At 67.0% G+C, this 18710-nt stretch carries 22 protein-coding genes; 7 read left to right on the plus strand and 15 right to left on the minus strand.

Annotation, left to right across the window (positions count from 1 at the left end):
- Positions 1–38: 38 nt before the first annotated feature.
- The 6 genes from XW59_RS08240 to XW59_RS08260 form a co-directional block, all read right to left on the minus strand.
- A complete protein-coding gene (locus XW59_RS08240) occupies positions 39–908 on the minus strand; it encodes an NAD(P)-dependent oxidoreductase (protein ID WP_047144469.1) in 870 nt (289 codons plus the stop codon).
- 124 nt (positions 909–1032) lie between these two features.
- Entirely contained in the window at positions 1033–2289 is a 1257-nt protein-coding gene (locus XW59_RS08245; RefSeq protein WP_052958004.1) for a hypothetical protein, read from the minus strand.
- Positions 2286–3296 (minus strand): extracellular solute-binding protein, encoded by a 1011-nt coding sequence (locus XW59_RS08250; protein ID WP_170990112.1) that lies wholly within the window; start codon positions 3294–3296, stop codon positions 2286–2288. The genes XW59_RS08245 and XW59_RS08250 overlap by 4 nt, the downstream gene beginning before the upstream one ends.
- A gap of 29 nt (positions 3297–3325) precedes the next feature.
- A complete protein-coding gene (locus tag XW59_RS29300) occupies positions 3326–4249 on the minus strand; it encodes a hypothetical protein (RefSeq protein WP_170990113.1) in 924 nt (307 codons plus the stop codon).
- 136 nt (positions 4250–4385) lie between these two features.
- Complete coding sequence (locus XW59_RS08255) at positions 4386–5081, minus strand: hypothetical protein (protein WP_136067994.1); 696 nt, start codon at positions 5079–5081, stop codon at positions 4386–4388.
- A 424-nt stretch (positions 5082–5505) separates the two neighbouring features.
- Complete coding sequence (locus tag XW59_RS08260) at positions 5506–5991, minus strand: MarR family transcriptional regulator (protein WP_137326998.1); 486 nt, start codon at positions 5989–5991, stop codon at positions 5506–5508.
- A gap of 111 nt (positions 5992–6102) precedes the next feature.
- Here XW59_RS08260 and XW59_RS29785 point away from each other — a divergent pair, with 111 nt between their 5' ends.
- Positions 6103–6231, plus strand: a complete 129-nt coding sequence (locus tag XW59_RS29785; protein WP_281406222.1) for a hypothetical protein — start codon at positions 6103–6105, stop codon at positions 6229–6231.
- Complete coding sequence (locus XW59_RS08265; RefSeq protein WP_047144010.1) at positions 6228–7115, plus strand: DMT family transporter; 888 nt, start codon at positions 6228–6230, stop codon at positions 7113–7115. The genes XW59_RS29785 and XW59_RS08265 overlap by 4 nt, the downstream gene beginning before the upstream one ends.
- 305 nt (positions 7116–7420) lie before the next feature.
- Here the strand turns inward: XW59_RS08265 and XW59_RS08270 are convergent, their stop codons facing one another.
- Positions 7421–7846 carry a VOC family protein gene (locus XW59_RS08270; RefSeq protein WP_047144009.1) on the minus strand — a complete coding sequence of 142 codons (426 nt, stop codon included), beginning with the start codon at positions 7844–7846 and terminating at the stop codon, positions 7421–7423.
- Positions 7847–7916: 70 nt separating this feature from the next.
- Here XW59_RS08270 and XW59_RS08275 point away from each other — a divergent pair, with 70 nt between their 5' ends.
- The gene (locus tag XW59_RS08275; protein WP_047144008.1) at positions 7917–8513 is read left to right on the plus strand and encodes a TetR/AcrR family transcriptional regulator; all 597 of its coding nucleotides are present in this window, start codon (positions 7917–7919) and stop codon (positions 8511–8513) included.
- An 18-nt stretch (positions 8514–8531) separates the two neighbouring features.
- On the opposite strand, the gene XW59_RS08280 is transcribed toward XW59_RS08275, so the two are convergent.
- The 5 genes from XW59_RS08280 to XW59_RS08300 form a co-directional block, all read right to left on the minus strand.
- Positions 8532–8822, minus strand: a complete 291-nt coding sequence (locus tag XW59_RS08280; RefSeq protein WP_047144007.1) for an HlyU family transcriptional regulator — start codon at positions 8820–8822, stop codon at positions 8532–8534.
- A 294-nt stretch (positions 8823–9116) separates the two neighbouring features.
- On the minus strand, positions 9117–9788 hold the full coding sequence (locus XW59_RS08285) for a PadR family transcriptional regulator (RefSeq protein ID WP_047144006.1): 672 nt from the start codon (positions 9786–9788) through the stop codon (positions 9117–9119).
- Positions 9789–10178: 390 nt separating this feature from the next.
- Positions 10179–10472, minus strand: coding sequence for a GYD domain-containing protein (locus XW59_RS08290; RefSeq protein WP_047144466.1), 294 nt, complete (start codon positions 10470–10472; stop codon positions 10179–10181).
- Positions 10473–11145: 673 nt separating this feature from the next.
- Positions 11146–11568, minus strand: coding sequence for a secondary thiamine-phosphate synthase enzyme YjbQ (locus XW59_RS08295; protein WP_047144005.1), 423 nt, complete (start codon positions 11566–11568; stop codon positions 11146–11148).
- 11 nt (positions 11569–11579) lie between these two features.
- On the minus strand, positions 11580–12065 hold the full coding sequence (locus tag XW59_RS08300; RefSeq protein WP_047144004.1) for an Lrp/AsnC family transcriptional regulator: 486 nt from the start codon (positions 12063–12065) through the stop codon (positions 11580–11582).
- 137 nt (positions 12066–12202) lie between these two features.
- Here XW59_RS08300 and XW59_RS08305 point away from each other — a divergent pair, with 137 nt between their 5' ends.
- Entirely contained in the window at positions 12203–12838 is a 636-nt protein-coding gene (locus XW59_RS08305) for a LysE family translocator (protein WP_047144003.1), read from the plus strand.
- A 7-nt stretch (positions 12839–12845) separates the two neighbouring features.
- Here the strand turns inward: XW59_RS08305 and XW59_RS08310 are convergent, their stop codons facing one another.
- Positions 12846–13457 (minus strand): LysE family translocator, encoded by a 612-nt coding sequence (locus XW59_RS08310; RefSeq protein WP_047144002.1) that lies wholly within the window; start codon positions 13455–13457, stop codon positions 12846–12848.
- A 319-nt stretch (positions 13458–13776) separates the two neighbouring features.
- A complete protein-coding gene (carA, locus tag XW59_RS08315) occupies positions 13777–15003 on the minus strand; it encodes a glutamine-hydrolyzing carbamoyl-phosphate synthase small subunit (protein WP_047144001.1) in 1227 nt (408 codons plus the stop codon).
- 290 nt (positions 15004–15293) lie between these two features.
- On the opposite strand from carA, the gene XW59_RS08320 reads away from it, so the two are divergent.
- Positions 15294–15743, plus strand: a complete 450-nt coding sequence (locus XW59_RS08320) for a GatB/YqeY domain-containing protein (RefSeq protein ID WP_047144000.1) — start codon at positions 15294–15296, stop codon at positions 15741–15743.
- A 121-nt stretch (positions 15744–15864) separates the two neighbouring features.
- Here the strand turns inward: XW59_RS08320 and XW59_RS08325 are convergent, their stop codons facing one another.
- On the minus strand, positions 15865–17457 hold the full coding sequence (locus tag XW59_RS08325) for a serine hydrolase domain-containing protein (protein ID WP_047143999.1): 1593 nt from the start codon (positions 17455–17457) through the stop codon (positions 15865–15867).
- Positions 17458–17607: 150 nt separating this feature from the next.
- Here XW59_RS08325 and XW59_RS08330 point away from each other — a divergent pair, with 150 nt between their 5' ends.
- Both XW59_RS08330 and XW59_RS08335 read left to right on the plus strand, forming a co-directional pair.
- Positions 17608–17958 carry a hypothetical protein gene (locus XW59_RS08330; protein WP_047143998.1) on the plus strand — a complete coding sequence of 117 codons (351 nt, stop codon included), beginning with the start codon at positions 17608–17610 and terminating at the stop codon, positions 17956–17958.
- Between the two features lie 89 nt (positions 17959–18047).
- Complete coding sequence (locus XW59_RS08335; protein WP_246666030.1) at positions 18048–18710, plus strand: 5-formyltetrahydrofolate cyclo-ligase; 663 nt, start codon at positions 18048–18050, stop codon at positions 18708–18710.

The following is an 18710-nucleotide window of genomic DNA, read 5'->3' on the forward strand; positions in this document are numbered from 1 at the left end:
CGGGAGCGGCGTTGGAGCCGCGCCCCGGCCTCGCGCCGCTACCCGAATGTTCCCGCCACCTTGGTGTCCGTCTTCGAGAACACCTCGTCCGGCACGAAGAAGTCGCCCGCGAGCGGCCCCTTGGCTTCCGGCGCATATTTCGAGAAGTCGGAAACCCCTTCCTCGCGCAGCACCAGTTCGTCGATGAAGAAATTGCCGGTCGTCCCGCGCGAGGGCCGGCTGAGGATCGCATGGGCGGCATCCGCCATGATTTCCGGCGACCGGCTCATCGCCGCGACTCCCGCCCCGCCGAGCAGGTTGCGCACGGCCGCCGTGTCGATGGCCGTCAGCGGCCACAGCGAGTTGACCGCGATGCCGTCCTTCTCGAATTCCGCGCTCATGCCGAGCGTGCACATCGACATGCCGAACTTGGCCATGGTGTAGGCGACGTGGTTCCTGAACCATTTGGCCTGCATGTCGAGCGGCGGCGCCAGGTTCAGTATATGCGGGTTTTCGGCTTGCTTCAGGTGTGGAATGCACATTTTGGACACCAGGAAGGTGCCGCGCGTGTTGATCTGGTGCATCAGGTCGTAGCGCTTCATGTCGGTGTCGAGCGTGCCCGAAAGGTTGATCGCGCTGGCATTGTTGACGCAGATGTCGATGCCGCCGAAGGTTTCGGCGGTCTTCGCCACCGCTTCCGCCACCTGCGCCTCCTCGCGAATGTCGCAGACGACCGGCAGCGCCTTGCCGCCGGCCTTCTCGATCTCCTCCGCCGCCGTGTAGATCGTGCCCGGCAGCTTGGGGTGCGGCTCGGCGGTCTTCGCCGCGATCGTCACATTGGCCCCGTCCCGCGCCGCCCGCAGCGCGATCGCAAGCCCGATCCCGCGCGAGCCTCCCGAAATGAACAGCGTCTTGCTCCTGAGCGACATCGAAACCTCCCTGGCGATGGCGACATGCATTGCGGGCAGCCTAGCGGCGAGCGCCGGCTGGGGAAACCGGAATCGTGCCGCACGAATGGAAGGCGAAGACGGCCGCCGGAACGCTTTCGGGAACTCAGTCCGGGATTGCCGCCTCGATGAGCCGCATATGCGCCAGCACGACCGGTGCGAGCAGCCGGGCGTCCACCTTGTCGAGCGTGTCCTCCCGCGTATGGAACCAGCGGTGCACGCCGAGCACGGCGAAGGCCTTTTCATATCCCCGCCCCGTGATGACGGAAAGCTCGCCAGCCTCGCTCAACACCGGCTGCGGGCGTTCCAGGCCCGAGAGGCCGCCGAACGCCGCCGCCGCCGCGTCAAGCAGCGGCTCGGTCGCCATCAGCATCCTTTGCGGATCGGCCGAGGGAAGAACCACGGAACGATCGCGCAGCTCCAGCATGTCGCGAGCGGCGAGCGTCGCGCCGACATGCACCCACAGTGCCGTGTCGCGCGGGCCGGGCGCCATCTCCATCGCACGGTGCGCGCCGCCGAAGCGGTATTCGTGCCCTCCCGAATTGAGCGCGAACAGCGAATGATCCGGGTAGCGCATCGCGGCCCATTCGATCAGCGCGAGAAACGCAGCGGTCCCGGTGCCGCGCTCGCCCACGCAGTCGAACCAGCCGGTCCTCGGCGTCGAGAAGGCCAGCCAGCGGGGGCCGCGTTCGAGCCTGCCGACGAGATTGGCGGTCGGCCTCCGCCCCGCGATGCCATCCAATGTCAGCGTCGCCGTTTCGCCCCGCGCGGCGGCGGAAAGCAAGGGCTCCAGGTTCCTGGGCGCGAGGATCGCCGTCGGGACGGCGACGAAAGGCGCGTCCGCCGGAGCGTTGAGCGCTACCGCCTCGCCCGAAGGTCCCATCGTCGCGATGACGATCGCCCTGGCACCCGCATCCGCCGCCGCCCGCACCAACGGGCCGATCGGCGGCAGCCAGATCGCCGCGTGCCGTCGGTACGGGGCAATAATGAGCGCGATCGCGCCGCCCGCCCCCGCGGCGTCGTGAGCGCCATGCACCGGCGCCAGCCGTGCGGTGATGCCGGTCGCTCCCGTGGTGACGACCGGGGCTTGCGGCAGAACCTCTGCCATTGCGTCGCCGCATTGCAGGCGGCAGACCATCGGCGTGAAGAACGGGACGTCGAAGGCTTGCGCCTCGACCGACAGGCCGGCGGCGCGCATCCGTTCTGCGACCCATGTTGCCGTCCCCTCGTCGCCGGGTCCGCCCGAATATTTCTCCCAGAGGCCGGCATGGCGGCGGAGATCGTCGGCGAGCCGGGAGACGAAGTTCCCGTCTTCCGGCAAATCTGGCTCCAGCCGCGTCACGCCCGCCCGTCCCGTGTTCAATGATACATCTCGCCGGCCAGCTTGAGCATGCGCTCGCGCACCTCCGGATCCTCCTGCGTGCCCAGGAGCCCGACCTCCAGATACGGTCTGGCGTCTTCCGGATACGACGCTTCCAGCCCCTTCACGGTCGGCCGGCGGCCCGACCCTGCATAGGCGAGCTGCGCCTCCTCCGACAGGAAGAAGTCGATGAACAGCCGCGCCGCGTTCGGATGGGCCGCGTCCTTGACGACGCCCGCGTCGAAATTGCCGTAGGGCGTCCCCTCCTCGGGCAGCACGACCGCCAGCGGCAGCCCCTTGTTCAGGAGCGCGTCGGGTAGGACATAGGGCAGGTAGATCGGATACTCGCCGCGCGCGACCCGGCGCGCGTTTTCCCGAATCTCGCGGCTGAACACGATTTCGTTCCTGGCGAGTTTCTCGTGGAATTCCTTGCCGAGCTTGTCGTAGGTCACGGCGAAAAACAGGCCGCCGCCACCCAGCGCGCGAAAATCGTCCGAGAGGATCTTGCCCTTCCATTTCGGGTCCGCCAGGTCGGCCCAGCTCTTCGGGCGGTCTGCTTCCGGAACCAGCCCCTCGTTCACGACGATGGCGAAGCTCTGCGAAAAGATCGGCACCCTGAATTCGCTCGCCGGAAACATCTCGTCCAGGCCCGCCATGTTGGGAATCTCGCCATGCGGCTGCAGCACGCCCATCTTCTCCAGCGTCACCGAGCCGCCGCTGAAGGCCACGTCGGCCTGGGTTCTGCCGGTCGCCCCCTCCAGCCGCAGGCGTTCGACGAGTTCGCTCGCCCGCATCTCCAGCGTCTGCACCGGTATGCCGTATTTAGCCTCGAAGGAATCCGTGATCTTCTTCAATTCCGGCACGCCGACCTGCGCCGAATAGAGCTTGACCACGCCCTCCGCCTTCGCCGCTTCGACGACCGCATCCCAGTCTTCCGCTTGAGCCGCGACGGCCGTGAGGAGCCACAAGGCTCCGGCACAGGCGATCGCCAGCAGGTTCTTCCCGATCATTTCCATCCTCCCGTTTGTGTCCGTTCCCGTTAGAGCAATTCCGCGATGCAGATTCCCGCCTCTCCCGCCGCGGCGTAAAGCAGATATGTCCTGCCGTCCTCCTCGAAGACGGCGGGGTCGCGGAGCTGGCGGACGGGGTGCCGGACACCGCCCATCTCGGAAGCGGCGAGCGGCAGCTCGCTTCCCTCGTAAGGGCGCTCCGGGCTCAGGATCACGGCGCCCGGCTCGACGCTCCAGGACATCCAGTCCGGTCTGAGGTCGAGCGTCGTCGCGATGATCGATTCCGGGCAATCGCCGCGGTTCGTGTAATAGATGTCGAGCTCGTCGCCCCGCACCCGCACCGCCGAATGACGCATCTGCGGCGTGAACAGCGACGGCCCGCGCTCGAACGGCGAAAGCCCGTCCCCGGAACGCCACATCGTGCCGGGCATGGTCATCGCGTGGACCATGCCGTCCCATCGGAAAACCCGCGCGTACCAATCCATGAGGATCGCCGGATCGGCCTCGAAGCGAAGCCCGTCCCGCGAGAGCGCGACCCGCGTCTTCTGGTTGGAGAAGGCGTCGACCACCCCGTGATAGTAGAGCCGGATCTCGCGCCGCTCCTCGTCGACGAAGACGTCCGGCGAGGCGATGTGATCGATGAAATGGGATTCCGTCACATGCAGCACGCCCGGCTCGAATATCCGCCAGGGTCCGGCGAGTTCGTCCGCATGGGCCAGGCGGATGTGGTCGCCATAATGGGAGGCGAAATACAGGTAATAGCGCCCGAGCGGATCGGGGACCCAGTCCGGCACCCGGATCAGCGACGGACCGTTTATGTTCGAGCCGATGCCGGGGGAGAGGTCCGGCGAAATGATCGGCCGATCCACGAGCCGGCGGACCCTGGCCCGAGTGGAAGCTTTCTGCAAATGATCCGCGTTCGACCGGATGCGGTCGTGCATTTCCGGCGCCACCGGCGATCCTCCCGTTTCCGGGAAAATCCTATGGCGGCGGCCCGGTCGGACAAAGTTCAAAGTGACGGCATCAGTTTTCGCGTTTCGAGAAAGCCTGTCGGCCCCGTCGGCATTCGCCCTTTCCTTTGGACCGGGCCTACCCCGCCTGCGGTCCGGGTCCCGCGATCAGGCTGCGGGTGACGAGCTGGCCGAGATAGATCACGAAGGCGCAGCCGACGGGAAAGATGATCTCGTTGATCGAGGTGGAGACCACCGCCGGCAGTTGCGGCGGCGTGCCCTTGGCCACCGCCACGCGGTAGGTCAGCACCGAGATCGCGGTTCCGAAGGTGAGCCCGATCAGCGCGCCCACCGAGATATAGGGCAGCGCCGAGGCGCTTCCGCGCTGCACCAGCCGCGCCAGCAGCCAGCCCAGCAGCCCGTATTCCAGCGCCTTCAGCGTGCTTATCGTGGCGACCGAGAGCACCGCCGGCTGGCCGGCCGCCTCCACCAGGCTCGCCATGATCTTCTGGCTCGCCCGGGCGACCGCCAGCGCGGCCGGCGCGACCAGCATCGAAAGCAGCCCCGCCATCGCCGGGCGCGCCTTGCTTATCGAGGTCGCGGTCCCCACGCCGACGCAGACGAGGAGCGACCAGGTGATGCCCTGCGCGATGTCGACGAAGAGCTGGGCAGCGGGGATGGCCGCGCCGCTGGCGAGCTTGGCGACGAAGATGACGGCCTGCATCACGAAGCCGAGCGCGATCGCCGCCAGCGAAATGAAGGCGACGCGGCGCGCGACATGCCGTCCGCCGCCAGCCGACGGATCAAAAGGAGTTGGCGAGCTTGTGTCGCTCATCGTCTGCATCTGGAAACCTGCCTTGGAAAAGCGCGGCCATTGCGCCGGCCGTCGTCTGGCGCCCCAATCCCCGCGGCGCGCAAACTACATCACGCCCTTGCGGCGCGAAAACGCGTCCCGACACATCCAAAAGGCTAGGTTTCCCGCTTTGCGCCTACTCCTTTGGAATAGTGGCGGATGAGGCGGCGTCGCGTCGCGCGGAGGAAACAATCCCTCCAACGTCTTCGGTGGCCTTCGAGCATTTCCGGATAGGGTGGATTCGTCCCTCTGCGGACAGCCCCCTCCGGTCCTTCGCGCCACCTCGCCCGTAAACGGAGGAGGACCAGCTTGCAGCCGTCCACAGCGCGGCGCCTCCCCCTGCGAAGCGCAGGTCCGAAGGACGCCGAAAGTCCAGAGGCTAGGCTCAGTGACGGCCCGAAACAGCCTAGGACAGGCTCTTCAGCAGCTTTTCCAGAAGCCCCGCCAGCGTCGCCTGCTCCTGCGGCGTCAGCCCCGACAGTATCTCCCACTCGTTCTCGACATGGACGGTGACCGCCTCGTCGATCAGCGTGCGTCCTTTCTCGGTAAGCCGCACGATCACCCCCCGCCGGTCCTGCGGATGCGGGCCGCGCGCGATCAAGCCCGCCTTTTCCAGCCTGTCGAGCCGGTTGGTCATGGCCCCGGACGTCACCATCGTCGCTTCATAGAGCGCCGTCGGCGTCAGCGCGAATGGCTTGCCCGACCGCCGCAGCGTCGCCAGCACGTCGAACTCGCCCTGCTGCAGCCCGAAACGCGCGAAGACCGGCGCCAGCCTGTCGCGCGATATCGCCGTCGCCGCCTGGTTCAGCCGCCCCAGCACCGCCATCGGGCTCGGATCGAGATCCGGCCGCTCGCGCCGCCACTGCTCGACCGCCCTGCCTGCCCTGTCCATTTATCTCACCACTAAGTATCTTGACATAAAGAATCTTGTCATTAAGCTTACATTGAAAAAGGGCTGCCGCCAAGCCGTTCGGCGCCCTCACCCGTTTTCAGGAGGCGAACGATGACCAGAGGCGCAATTTCCGTTGGCGGCCTTCGCCGGAAATCCTTCAGCCGCGGGGCGGTCAAGGCGCGCGCGGCGCCGGCGCGCGGCCAATCCTTCGATCTCGACGAGAAGGTTTCCGGCAAATGAAACTCTGGAATTCCGCCTTCGGCCTCCTCGTCGTCACCGGCGGCCTGCTCGGGCTCACGCTCCCCTTCGGCAAGATGGCGACCGAAAGCGGCGTGCCGGCGATGCTGTGGGCATTCGTCATTTCCTTCGGCGCCGGGGCAATCCTGCTTTTCGCGCTCCTTGCGCGAAGGAAATCGATCTCGCTGTCGCCCCGCAACCTGCGCTATTTCGCCGTCACCGCGGCGATCTCCTATGCGATTCCCAACATACTGATGTTCTCAGCCATGCCGCATCTCGGCGCCGGCTACACCGGCATCATGTTCACGCTGTCGCCGGTGATCACGCTGATGCTGTCGATCCTGCTGCGCGTGCGCCGCCCCAACAGGCTCGGCGTCATCGGCATAGTGGTCGGCTTCGCCGGCGCGGCGCTGGTCGCCATGACGCGGGGCGAGGCGGGCCAGCCGGCCGACATCTTCTGGGTGGTGGTCGGCCTCATGGTGCCGGTCAGTCTCGCCGCCGGCAACATCTACCGCACGATCGACTGGCCGAAGGCTGCCGGCCCTATCGAGCTCGCCTCCGGCAGCCATCTCGCGGCGGCGGCCATGCTGCTCGCCGGCCTTTTTCTCCAGGGTGACGCCGGTTCCTTCGCGCTTCTTTCCGGCATGCCGCTTCTGGTGCTGGCGCAGATCGCCTCGTCTTCGGCCATGTTCGCCTTCTTCTTCCGGCTCCAGTCGGTCGGCGGCCCGGTCTATCTCAGCCAGATCGGCTATGTCGCCGCCGCCGTCGGCCTCCTCTCCGGCGTGGCCTTCCTCGGCGAGCGCTATTCGCTGCTGACCTGGCTCGGCGCCGCCGTCATCGCCGCCGGCGTCGCGCTCACCACCCGGGCGCAGCGCAACGGAGGCTAGCTATAGCGCCTCACCTCCCTCATCCGGAGGGGCGCGCCCCTGAGCCCGAGGATTGTTTGATCTGGATCGGGTAGGTTGGCGGCCGGAAAGAGGCATCGCCGGCGCCCCGCCTCCCTCATCCTGAGGTGCGACCCTGAGCTTGTCGAAGGGGAGCCTCGAAGGACGCACCGAGCATCTTCCCCACGAGCCAGACTTATCGCACGATACACGCCCTCCACCGCAAAATCCCCCTCCCCCTTGTGGGGAGGGGTAAGCGGTGGGGGTACTTCGCGCACACCAACCCCCCGTACGCTCTAATACAGCCCCTACCCGGCCGCTTCCGGATCGAGATATTGCTGCGCGAACTCGCCCGTCGGCGGGATCGGCTTGATCACGTCGATCAGCACCCCGTTCGGGTCGCGCGTGATGAAATGGCGCTGGCCGAAGGCCTCGTCGCGCAGCTCCAGCAGGATCGGCAGGCCCGCGGCCTTCACGCGATCGTATTCGCCGTCGACGTCCTCCACCTCGAAGTTGAGGAGCAGGCCCGAGACCCGCCCCCTGCCCTCGGCCGGGATCGTGTGGTGGTTGCCGTCGAGAACGGCGAGATTGACGCTCTCGTCCTCGCTCGACTGCAGGTGCACGTACCAGTCGCTCTCGAACAGCGCCACGAAGCGGAAATGCGTCCCGTAGAACGCCGCCGTTCCCGCAACGTCGTCGGTCATGATCACCGGATAACAGCTGGTCGTCTTCATCGCGCTTCCCTTTCCCTGATTAATAACATACATTCAGTCTGTATCTTTTATTAACATACAGGCTGCATGTATGCAAGAGAAAACCGAACGCCGGTCGAACCGCGAACGCACCGAGGCGACCCGCAAGGCGCTGATCGCCGCGGCGCGAAGGCTCTTCGTTGAAAAATCCTATGCCGAGACCGGCACGCCGGAGATCGTAGCGGCCGCCGGCGTCACGCGCGGCGCGCTCTATCACCACTTCACCGACAAGCAGGCGCTGTTCCGCGCCGTGGTGGAGGAGGAGGCCGCAGCCGTCGCCGACGAGATCGACCGCGCGGCACCGGCCGTCCTCTTCGCGCGCGACGCGCTCATCGAAGGCGGGGCCGCCTTCATCGAGGCGATGGCGGCTCCCGGCCGCACCCGGCTCCTGCTGCTCGACGGACCGGCCGTCCTCGGGCGCGCGGCCATGGACGAGATCGACGGCCGCCATGCCGCCCGCACCTTGCGGACGGGGCTCGCCGCCGCCATGGGCTCCGGCGAACTGCCGGAGCTCCCGCTCGACGCGCTGACCGCGCTCCTGTCGGCGGCCTTCGACCGCGCCGCGCTCGCCGTCGAGGCGGGCGGCGATGCCGGGGACTACCGCAAGACGCTGGAGGCGATGATTTCCGGCCTCGTCAGGCGCGGCTAGCCGCGCGCCGACGGCGATCTACTGGAACAGGCGCTCGCCCTGCTCGTCGACCAGTTGCTTGGCCTTGCGCAGGGTGATGTCGGTGGCGTCGTCGACCGAGGTGAACCGGTCGGCGCGGATGAAGCGGTACTCCTTGGTCTCGCCGCCGATCTCCTTGCGGATCACGCCGCAGGTCTGGTACTGCCCGCCCTCCTGGAAGGGCGTCGCCTGGATCGAGAAACCCTTGTAGTCGACCGGATCGCTGGCGGTCGTCTTCGCCGCCGGCGCTTCGGAAGAACCGCCGCCGAAGAGACGTTTCAGGAAAGACATGGGCTACCTCCTCAGGTTCCGTCCGGCATTTTGAATGTCCTGCCGTTCAGTACCGGTCGCGAGCCCGCCCGGCAAGTGCCCGGCGGCCGAAGCGGCTGCCACGGCCAGCGGCCTTAGAGCGTTTCCAGATGAAATGGAATCGCCGCTTGGAACGCCCCTCCCCCGCTCCGCAGGGGAGGAACCGGCGTCGCGGCCGACCACACCGTGGATCCTCCCCCATTTTCATGGGGGGAGGGAGACCACGAAGTGGTGGAGGGGGGGGGTCGGTGAAAACCTGAACTGCCCCGGCGGAATTCAGCGACGAAAGAGCCCTTCCAGCGCCTCGGCCGCATTCTTCAATATGTCGATCGCCTCCTGCTGCCTTTCGGCCGGAGCGTCGACCAGTTCGGCAAGCGCCGCCCGCAGCCGCTGCCTGACGATCCGGAACTCGGAATTGCCGCCCTTGCGGCCGCGCCCTTCCCCGCCGTCCTCGTCCCAGCCGAACCATTCGCGCGCCTTGGCCATCTTGCGGCCGAAGCGCTCGAGATGGTCGAGCGCGCGCTGCGCCCGCTCCACCAGTTCCTCATTGTCCTTGAGATGCGTCCGGCCGGCGTCCGTGATGGAGAACACCTTCTTGTTGCCCTCCGGCAACGAGGCGGCATAGCCGGCTTCCTCCAGGAAGGTCAGCGTCGGATAGACCACGCCGGGGCTCGGGCTGTAGAAGCCGCTCGAGCGCTCCTCCAGTTCCCTGATGATGTCGTAGCCGTGGCGCGGCGCCTCGGCCAGCAGCGCCAGCGTGATCAGCTTGAGATCGCCGTCGCCGAGCATGCGGCCCGCGCGCAGCATGTCGCCCGGCCCGCCGGGACCGCCGCGCATTCCTCCGCCGAAGGAGCCGCCCGAACGGCCGCGTCCGCCGCCGAAGCGGCCCGCCATCTGCCAGAAGGCATGTTCGACACGGCCGCCGCCGCAATGATGATGTTTACGCATTTCGATGCCTTTCGATATGTCTTAAGATATATCGCAAATAGGCTCCGCCAGATCGCAAGTCAAGATATATCTTAAGATATGTCGAGGTCGCGCTTGACGTTGCGATCCGGCACGGCGTGCGCTTCATGGGGCGGAGAGCTGTCCGTGGACATGCCGCGGCGCAACGCATCCGCTTCGGGTGGGCAGCCGGGACCGGATCACGAAGCCCGCATTTCGGAAGTTCCGATGGTCATCGACGGCAGGCGCCGGTCATCCGCCGGTCATCCGCCGCGCGGCCGGCTCCATCCGCGGCCCGGCGCGATGAGGGGCGATGAGGGGCAAGGGCGCGCCGTCACCTTCCCGCCTGCGCCGCGCTGGGCGAGGCGTCCTCCAGCCCGGTCGCGTCGCCGCTCAGCCGAGCGAGTTGATGATCTCGCGATAGGCCGCCTCCGGAAACGCCTTCAGCGTCTTGGTGCGCACGTTCCCGCCCATTCCGAGCTGCAGCGCGAAACGCGCCGCCACCGCGTCGTCGGGCGCGTCGCACACCGCGACCATGTCGCAGTCGCCCATCGTCAGGTAGAATTCCTTGAACGAGCCGCCCATCTCGGCCAGCGACTTCTTGGCGGCGTCGAGCCGCTTGGGCGAGTCGCGCACGTTCCTTATGCCGGCTTCCGTCCAGCTCACGAGCATGATGTAGGTCGTCACCTTGCACCTCCCTCGGTGCCGTGACCGGTCCGTGCCGTCAGGCACCGGTGTTGCCGTGCCCACGCCCGCCTCCATCATGAACCCGGCCGGCCCAAAGGTCCATCGCCGGGATGGGCTATGGCACGGACCACCGCGCCAGCCATCACGGTGAGCCTCGCGCCCCCATGGTGAGCCCGTCGAACCGTCATGGTGAGCACGTCGAACCGCGAGGCGGCCCGGCGGCGACGAACGACGGCACCCGGAAGCGTAGAAAAACCTATCTCGACCCTCCTCGAACCCCCGCATGGCGAGCCCAGGCACCACCTCCCTCATCCTGAGGTGCGAGCGCAGCGAGCCTCGAAGGACGCACCAGCCGGTTTTCCCCGCAACGGCATAGTTGTCGCGCGATACACGCCTTCGGCGGTCCCTGCCGGGGCGAGCCACTGGTCTCGCCCGTCCTTCGGAACCCCCGCTTCGCAGGGGAGGAACCCGTGTCGCGGACGGCCGCAGCCTGGATCCTCCCCCGTTTACGGGGGAGGGGGACCGCCGAAGGCGGTGGAGGGGGCGCATGTCGCGATGGCCTTGCCTTCGAAGCGGGTCCGAAGGCGAGCGAGACCCAGCGGCTCACCCTGACAAAGGGACCGCACAGCATGGTGGAGGAGAGACGGCGCAAGGCCTCCCACACCAAAGGCCCCTACCCCGACAGATGCAGCACCACGTCCCGTCGGTGCGGCCGGTCGCGGTGCTCGAACAGATAGAGGCCCTGCCAGGTGCCGAGCAGGAGCCGCCCGCCGCCGACCGGCACCGACAGCGAGACGGCGGTGAGCGCCGCCTTGATATGGGCCGGCATGTCGTCCGGCCCCTCGAGCCGGTGCGTCACCCAGCGCATCGAAGCATCGCTCGACGGCGGCACCAGCCGGCGAAGGAATTCCTCCAGATCGCGCCGCACGTCGGGGTCGGCATTCTCCTGGACAACCAGCGAGCACGAGGTATGGCGCACGAACACGGTCATCAACCCGGTGCCCATGCCCGCCTCGCGCACGAAGCGCTCCGCGCGGTCGGTGATCTCGTAGAGGCCCTGGCCGTCGGTCTCGACTGTTATGGTGGTCTGCGCCATCGCCTTTCCTCCTAGCGCCCGCCGAGATGGGCGAGCGGCAGCGGTCCCTCGGCCTTAACGGTCTGGATGGCGAAATTGCTCCTTATGTCGCTGACTCCCGGCAGCTTGAGCAGCGTCCCGAGCAGGAACCTCTCGTAGCCGGCGAGATCGGGAACCACCACCTGCAGCAGGAAATCCGCCTCGCCCGACACGAGATGGCAGGACACGACCTGCGGAAGCGCCCGCACCGCATCGCGGAACGCTTTCGCCTCCTCGTCATGGTGGCGCTCCACCTTCACGCCCACGAAGACGGTGAGCCCGAGCCCGACCTTGTGGCGGTCGAGCGTGGCGTGATAGCCGGCGATCATGCCCGCCTCCTCCAGGAGCTTCACGCGCCGCAGGCAGGGCGACGGCGAGAGCCCCACCTCCTCGGCAAGCTGCACATTGGTCAGCCGCCCGTCGCGCTGCAGCGCGGTCAGGATGCGGCGGTCGATCGCGTCCGGTTCCAAACTTGGCATGAATCCTCCCGAATCCAACAGGAAGAGGCATTTTATGCCATCATCTTTCCGTTCGTAAGCACATTTCGCAGAAATCTGCCCATCGATTCCGCCTAATGTCGGCTCACGACGCTCACGAAGCTCGGGAAGAACCTGCAATGTCCGAACTCTGGTTGTTCGGCGGCGCGCTCGCCGTCGCCTATCTCGTCCCCGGCCCCGACATGATCCTGCTGCTGCAGCTGGGCGCCCTGCGCGGCAGGCGTCATGCGCTCGCCGCGGCCGCCGGCCTGGCGGCCGCGCGCTCGGCGCATGTGGCGCTGGCGGGATTCGGGCTTGCTGCGCTCATGCGCACTCATCCCGCAGCCTTCGACCTCGTCCGCATTCTCGGCGCCGCCTATCTGGTCTGGCTCGGCGTCGGCATCCTGCGTGCGTCCTCGCTGGCGCCCGAGGCGGGCGGCGTCTCCGCGCCCGGGCCGGCATTCTCCCATGTCCACGCCGCCCGCGCCGGCTTCCTGACCAACCTCCTCAACCCCAAGGCGCTGCTCTTCTGCTCCGTGCTCCTGCCGCAATTCGTCGGCTCCGGTTCCGCCAACGTCGCGGGGCGTTTCGCGCTCCTCGGCGTCGTGCTGGTGCTCGTGGGGGCTACGTTCGACGTCCTCTACGTATTGGCCGGCGGCGGCATCGGCCGCTGGATCGCGCGCCGGCCGCTGGCCGCGAGGGTTCAGCGCTGGCTGTTCGGCTGGCTTCTCGTCGGCTTCGGCGCCCGCCTCGCATTGGCGACGCGCCTGCAATAGGCCCGCCCTACCGCTCCGTCAGGGCGAGCCTTGCGCCCAGCGCCACGAAGGCGGCGGCGAAGCTGCGTCGCAACCACGCCATCACGCGCGGGCTGCCCACCACGCGGGCGCGCATCACCGCCGCGCATATGCCGTAGATGGCGAAGATGACGAAGGTCGCCGCCATGAACACGGCCGACAGCTCCAGCATGCGCAACATCGCATGCGGCTCGTCCCTGGCGATGAATTGCGGCAGGAAGGCCACGAAGAAGATCGACAGCTTCGGGTTGAGCACGTTGACCAGGACGCCGTCGACCAGCACCTGCCGGGCGCGGCGCGCGTCCGGCTTCTCCTCGATCTTCAGCGCCCCGTTCTCGCGAAGCGCGCTCCAGGCCATATAGAGGAGATAGGCGACGCCGGCATATTTGACGATCTCGAAGGCGAGCGCGCTGGCGTGAAGCAGCGCGGCGAGCCCGGTCAGCGCCGCGATCAAATGCGGCACGATGCCGAGCGTGCAGGCGAACGCCGCGAGCACGCTCGCCCGCCCTCCCCGCGACAGCCCGGCCGCGAGCGTGTAGACCACGCCGGTCCCCGGCGAAGCCACGATGATCAGCGTCGTCACCAGGAATTCGATCGACATGGCATTCTCCTCCCAGACGCCATGTCTTTACCAGAACGCCCGGCCTTGGCTACCGGCAAACGCCTCAGCGCTTCATGACCCCTCGAACCCGCCGCCTGGCGAGCCCCCAGCGCCCACCTCCTCATCCTGAGGTGCTCCCTGAAGGGGAGCCTCGAAGGGCCGAGGTGCGAGCGCAGCGAGCGAAGGAGCCCCCGAACCCGCCGCCTGGCGATCCCAGGCACCACCTCCCTCATCCTGAGGTGCGAGCGAAGCGAGCCTCGAAGGACGCACGAGCCACCTCGAAGGCTCCTCCCCTTGCGAAGGCAGGGGATCCGAAGGGCTACCGCTCGGCGAGCGCCGGCTCGCCCTGGCGCTCGCGGACGAGATTGGCGAAGCGGCGGAAGAGGTAGTGCGAATCCTGCGGGCCCGGCGAGGCTTCCGGATGGTGCTGGACGGAGAACACCGGCTTGCCGACGAGCCTGAGGCCGCAATTCGAGCCGTCGAAGAGCGAGACATGCGTCTCCTCGACGCCGTCCGGCAGCGATTCGCCGTCGACCGCGAAGCCGTGGTTCATCGACACGATCTCGACCTTACCGGTGGTGTGGTCCTTGACCGGGTGGTTGGCGCCGTGATGGCCCTGATGCATCTTGACCGTGCGCCCGCCGAGCGCCAGCGCCAGCATCTGGTGGCCGAGGCAGATGCCGAACACCGGTATCTCGGCCTTGATCAGCTCGCGGATCACCGGCACCGCATATTCGCCGGTCGCGGCCGGGTCGCCGGGGCCGTTGGAGAGGAACACGCCGTCCGGCTTCATCGCGAGGATGTCATCGGCCGAGGTCTTCGCCGGCACCACCGTCACCTTGGCGCCGAGCCCGGCCAGCAGCCGCAATATGTTGCGCTTCACGCCGTAGTCGATGGCGACCACGTGCATGGTCGGCACCGCCTGCTCGCCATAGCCCTCGTTCCAGACCCACGGCGTCTCGGTCCAGACCGACGACTGGCCGGAGGTGACCTCCTTGGCGAGGTCGAGCCCGACGAGGCCCGGCCATTCGGCCGCCTGCTTCTTCAGCGCCGCCACGTCGAAGACCCCGTCCGGCGCGTGCGCGATGACGGCGTTGGGCACGCCCTTCTCGCGGATCAGCGCGGTCAGCGCGCGCGTGTCGATGCCGCTCATGGCGATGACGCCGCGCCGCTTCAGCCATTCGTCGAAATGGGTGGCGGCACGGAAGTTCGACGGGTTGGTGATGTCGGCCTTGAAGATCGCGCCCACCGCGCCGGCACGGGCGGCCGGGTTCAGGTCCTCGATGTCCTCGGCGTTCGTGCCGACATTGCCGATATGGGGAAAGGTGAAGGTGACGATCTGGCCGGCATAGGAGGGGTCGGTCAGGATTTCCTCATAGCCTGTCAGCGCCGTGTTGAAGCAGACCTCCGCGCTGGCCGCGCCCGTGGCGCCGAGCCCGTGGCCTTCGATCACCGTGCCGTCGGCGAGCACGAGCATCGCGGTGGATTTGCGAGAGGCCCAGGGAGCGGTGGTTTGAGCGGTGGCTTGGGCGGTGCTTTCGGCCATGGCCGGTTCTCCATCGTGGGCGCGGCGCACTTGAAAAATGGCCCCGTCGGGACCATATGGCGCAGCGAAACGCACGGGCAGAGCAGCTTTTCGCAACTCCCCCGCGCAAGAAAAAGTTCAATCCATGCAGGTGACGAAAAATAGGCGAAGGCGCTGGCGCGGTCAATGCCGCGGCGGCTCCGCCGACCGAAAAACATAAGCCTGCAAGAACAGTGACTTAGTTCCGAAACGGTTTGCGCCGGGCAGTGCCCGGCGCTATTGTCCGTCGCAGGAGAACAGGAGAAGACGCCATGCGCGACCAGATCGCCCAGGCACTCAGGGACGCCCAGAAATCGCAGGACAAGCGCCGCATGTCGACGCTGCGCCTGATCCAGGCCGCGATCCAGGATCGCGACATCGCGAATCGCGGCGCCAGCAAGGACCCCGTCAGCGACGAGGAGATCCTGCAGATCCTCTCCAAGATGGTGAAGCAGCGCGAGGAATCGGCCAAGGCCTTCGAGGAGGGCAACCGCCTCGAGCTCGCCGAGCAGGAGCGCGAGGAGATCGCGATCATCCGCGACTTCCTGCCCCGCCAGCTCGGCGAGGAGGACGTACGCCGCGCCTGCCGCCAGGTCATCGACGAGGTCGGCGCCGACGGCCTGCGCGACATGGGCCGCTGCATGAACGCGCTCAAGGAGAAGTTCCCCGGACGCATGGACTTTTCCAAGGCCAGCGGCATCGTCAAGGGCCTGCTCCAGTAGCCTGCGCACGTGCCTGTGCCATGGTGTGCCACCGACGGCACGGCGTCGTCATCCTCGGGCCTAGCCCGAGGATCGATGCCGGAACGACCGGGCCACGAGGGTCCCGCCCCATGTCGTCAGGCTATAGCCGCTCGAACCACACGTTTCGCAAGCGGTCGGTGTTGAGCAGGAGGCCACGGATCGCCCCTGCGGCATCGCGTGTGAAGCGCAGGCGGCTGCGGCCTTCGATGAACAGGTCTTTCGCCAACGGCCTCATGGGCTGAAGCGGATGCTTTAGCGCCGTGGAGGCAAGACCATCCTTTTGAAGAACCACTTCGTACGGGTAGACCGTTTCCGGAGAAACGTAGATACCGGCGAATTCTTCCAGGTCTTGCGGAGAATAGCTGAAGCATTCGGATCGGATGAAGCGGTTCGCAAAGCGGCCGTCGACCATCGCCGATAACGTCCGATCCTCGTTCACGACGAATTCCGTGCGTGGATAGAGCGCATAGCGGAACCGGCCGTCTTCCATCTCTGTCAATTCATGGGCCTGTTCCGCGACTGGCGCCCCGCCACGCAGCTTACCGTCATGAAAATGAAGGTGAAGAGACTCGTCGCCATCCTCCGGGTCAAGATAGAGCCCCGCCATGCGTGCGAGCCGCTCGGGATCGGACACGCGCGGCGTTGTCGGCGGATCGTTCCTGCGCCCTGCTTCCAGCTTGGATCGCAGGCAGATATCGGCGATGCGCCGCGACAACGCCGGCGGTTCGATGGAAGAAAGGTTGCTCAGGATCGCGACCGAAAGCCCATGGTGCGGGAACCGCATGAAGTTCGAGCGAAAGCCGGCGTCCCCGCCCGTATGCTCGACAATTTCGAGGCCGCGATAGGTGCCGAGCCCCACCCCGCCGCCATAAGGAACGGTCGAGCCATCGCTGAGGACACCGCGCCGGTGCATCCGCTCGAAGACGGACCGGCCTCCGACGCGGCCCGAACGGAAATTCTCGTCCCACCGGGCGAGGTCTTCCACCGTGGTGAGCATGCTGGTCGCGCCGACCGTTTCGAGGTTGGTCTGAGCGAGATCGAAACCATCCTCATGCGGGTGATAGCCATAGGCCGCGCCCTTGATGACCTCGCCGTGACGGTCGCGGAAGAAGGTGCGCGTCATCTTCAGCGGCTCGAATATCCGCGACGATGTGAATCGCCGGAAAGACTGACCGGAGATGCTGGCGACGACCCGGGCCAGCAGCGTGTAGCCGGTGTTGCAATACATGAAGCGCGCGCCGGGCGGAAAATTCAGCACCCTCTGTCGCTCGATCGTGCGCAGCACATCCTCGTCGGTGATCAGGTCCTTCGAATAGCGCCAGCCCGACAACATCAGCAACTCCCATTGATCGCGCAAGCCACTGGTGTGGTGGATGAGATGGTCGAGTGTGATGGGCATGCCGAAATCCGGCACCTCGGTGACATACTGGCGAACATCGTCGTCCAGCGAGAGCCCGCCTTCTTCCGCCAGCAGATAGACCGCCATGGCGGTGAACTGCTTGGAAACAGACGCCGAATGGAAGATGGAGGATGGCGCGATCGGCACGTCATGATCCAGATTGGCCATGCCGTAGCCGCGCTTGAGAAGGATTTCACCATCCCGTATCACGGAGACCGCCGCGCCGGGCGAGTCCGCCCGCGCCCAGCCTGCGAAGAGGGTGTCGATTTCGTCGATCATGCGGGACACGGCCATATTTTGAAATTCTACCGCAAGTGGAACGAACGTCGAGTCCTTTGGGTGCGAAGTCGCTGGCATTCCAACGGCCGCCCCCTCCCTCGCGCAAATCCCCGAAACCGCATAATGTGCGCCGCGTAGAGCCCTCCGGACACGCCGTCGCAGCCCATGTATGAAAGCTCGGATCAACCGCCCCTTCCCCTACCGGCCTTCCTCAGGCGCGTCGCCCTCCATTTCGGCGTCGTGCTTCTGCTGGTGCTGGGGTCGCTGGCGATCGGCGTTTCCGGCTATGTCTATTTCGAGGGCCTTTCCTTCCCCGACGCCTTCCTCCATTCGGCGACCCTGCTCGGCGGGCTCGGCCTCGTCGCGGCGCCCGCGAGCACCGGCGCCAAGCTCTTCGCCGGCTTCTACGCGCTCTATTCGGGCCTCGTCTTCCTCGCCGCCTTCGGCGTCATCCTGGCGCCGGTCCTGCACCGCGTGCTGCACCTCTTCCACTGGAACGACCGCCGGGAGGACTGACGCGTCCGCGCGGCGACACGCACGCCTGTCGTTTTCGGCATATCCTCCGGGGCGCGAAGCGCATAGTCTTCTGGTCCGGAGGTGACGTCATGACTGTCGCGGACGAAAAGGAAGAGCACGGCCAATACGCCTCGCCGCCCTGCTTCATGCACGAGCTCGAGCCCGGCTTCCGTGCAGGCGCGGCGGACCGGCAGGCGTCCGGCGATGTCGCCCGCTGGCGCAAGGCCGAGCGCGCGCAGCTCATCGCCAAGCGCCTCGCCCTGCCCGCCGACACGCGCGCCGCCCATGCCGCGCGCATCGCCACGAAGCTGGACGCCCTTCTCGGCGACGTCGCCGGCGGGACGGTCTCGCTCTACTGGCCGTTCCGAGGCGAGCCGGATTCGCGGGGCTGGGCACAAACGATCATCGATCGCGGCGGGCTGGTCGCCCTTCCGGTCGTCGTCGAGAAGGCCGCGCCTTTGATCTTCCGCCGCTGGAAGCCCGGCGACCGGCTTGAAAAGGGCATCTGGAACATTCCGGTTCCCGCCGATGGCGAGCCGGTCCTGCCCGACATCGTCGTCTCGCCCGTGGTCGGCTTCGATCCCTCCAACTACCGCCTCGGCTATGGCGGCGGCTTCTACGACCGCACGCTTGCCGCCCTGCCGCGCCCCCGGCTCGTCGCCGGCGTCGGCTACGCCATGCAGCGCATCCCGACCATCTATCCGCAGCCGCACGACGTCCCGATGGACGTCGTGCTGACCGAGGCGGACTGA

This window comes from Aquamicrobium sp. LC103 (assembly GCF_001014615.2).
Lineage (GTDB): Bacteria > Pseudomonadota > Alphaproteobacteria > Rhizobiales > Rhizobiaceae > LBCQ02.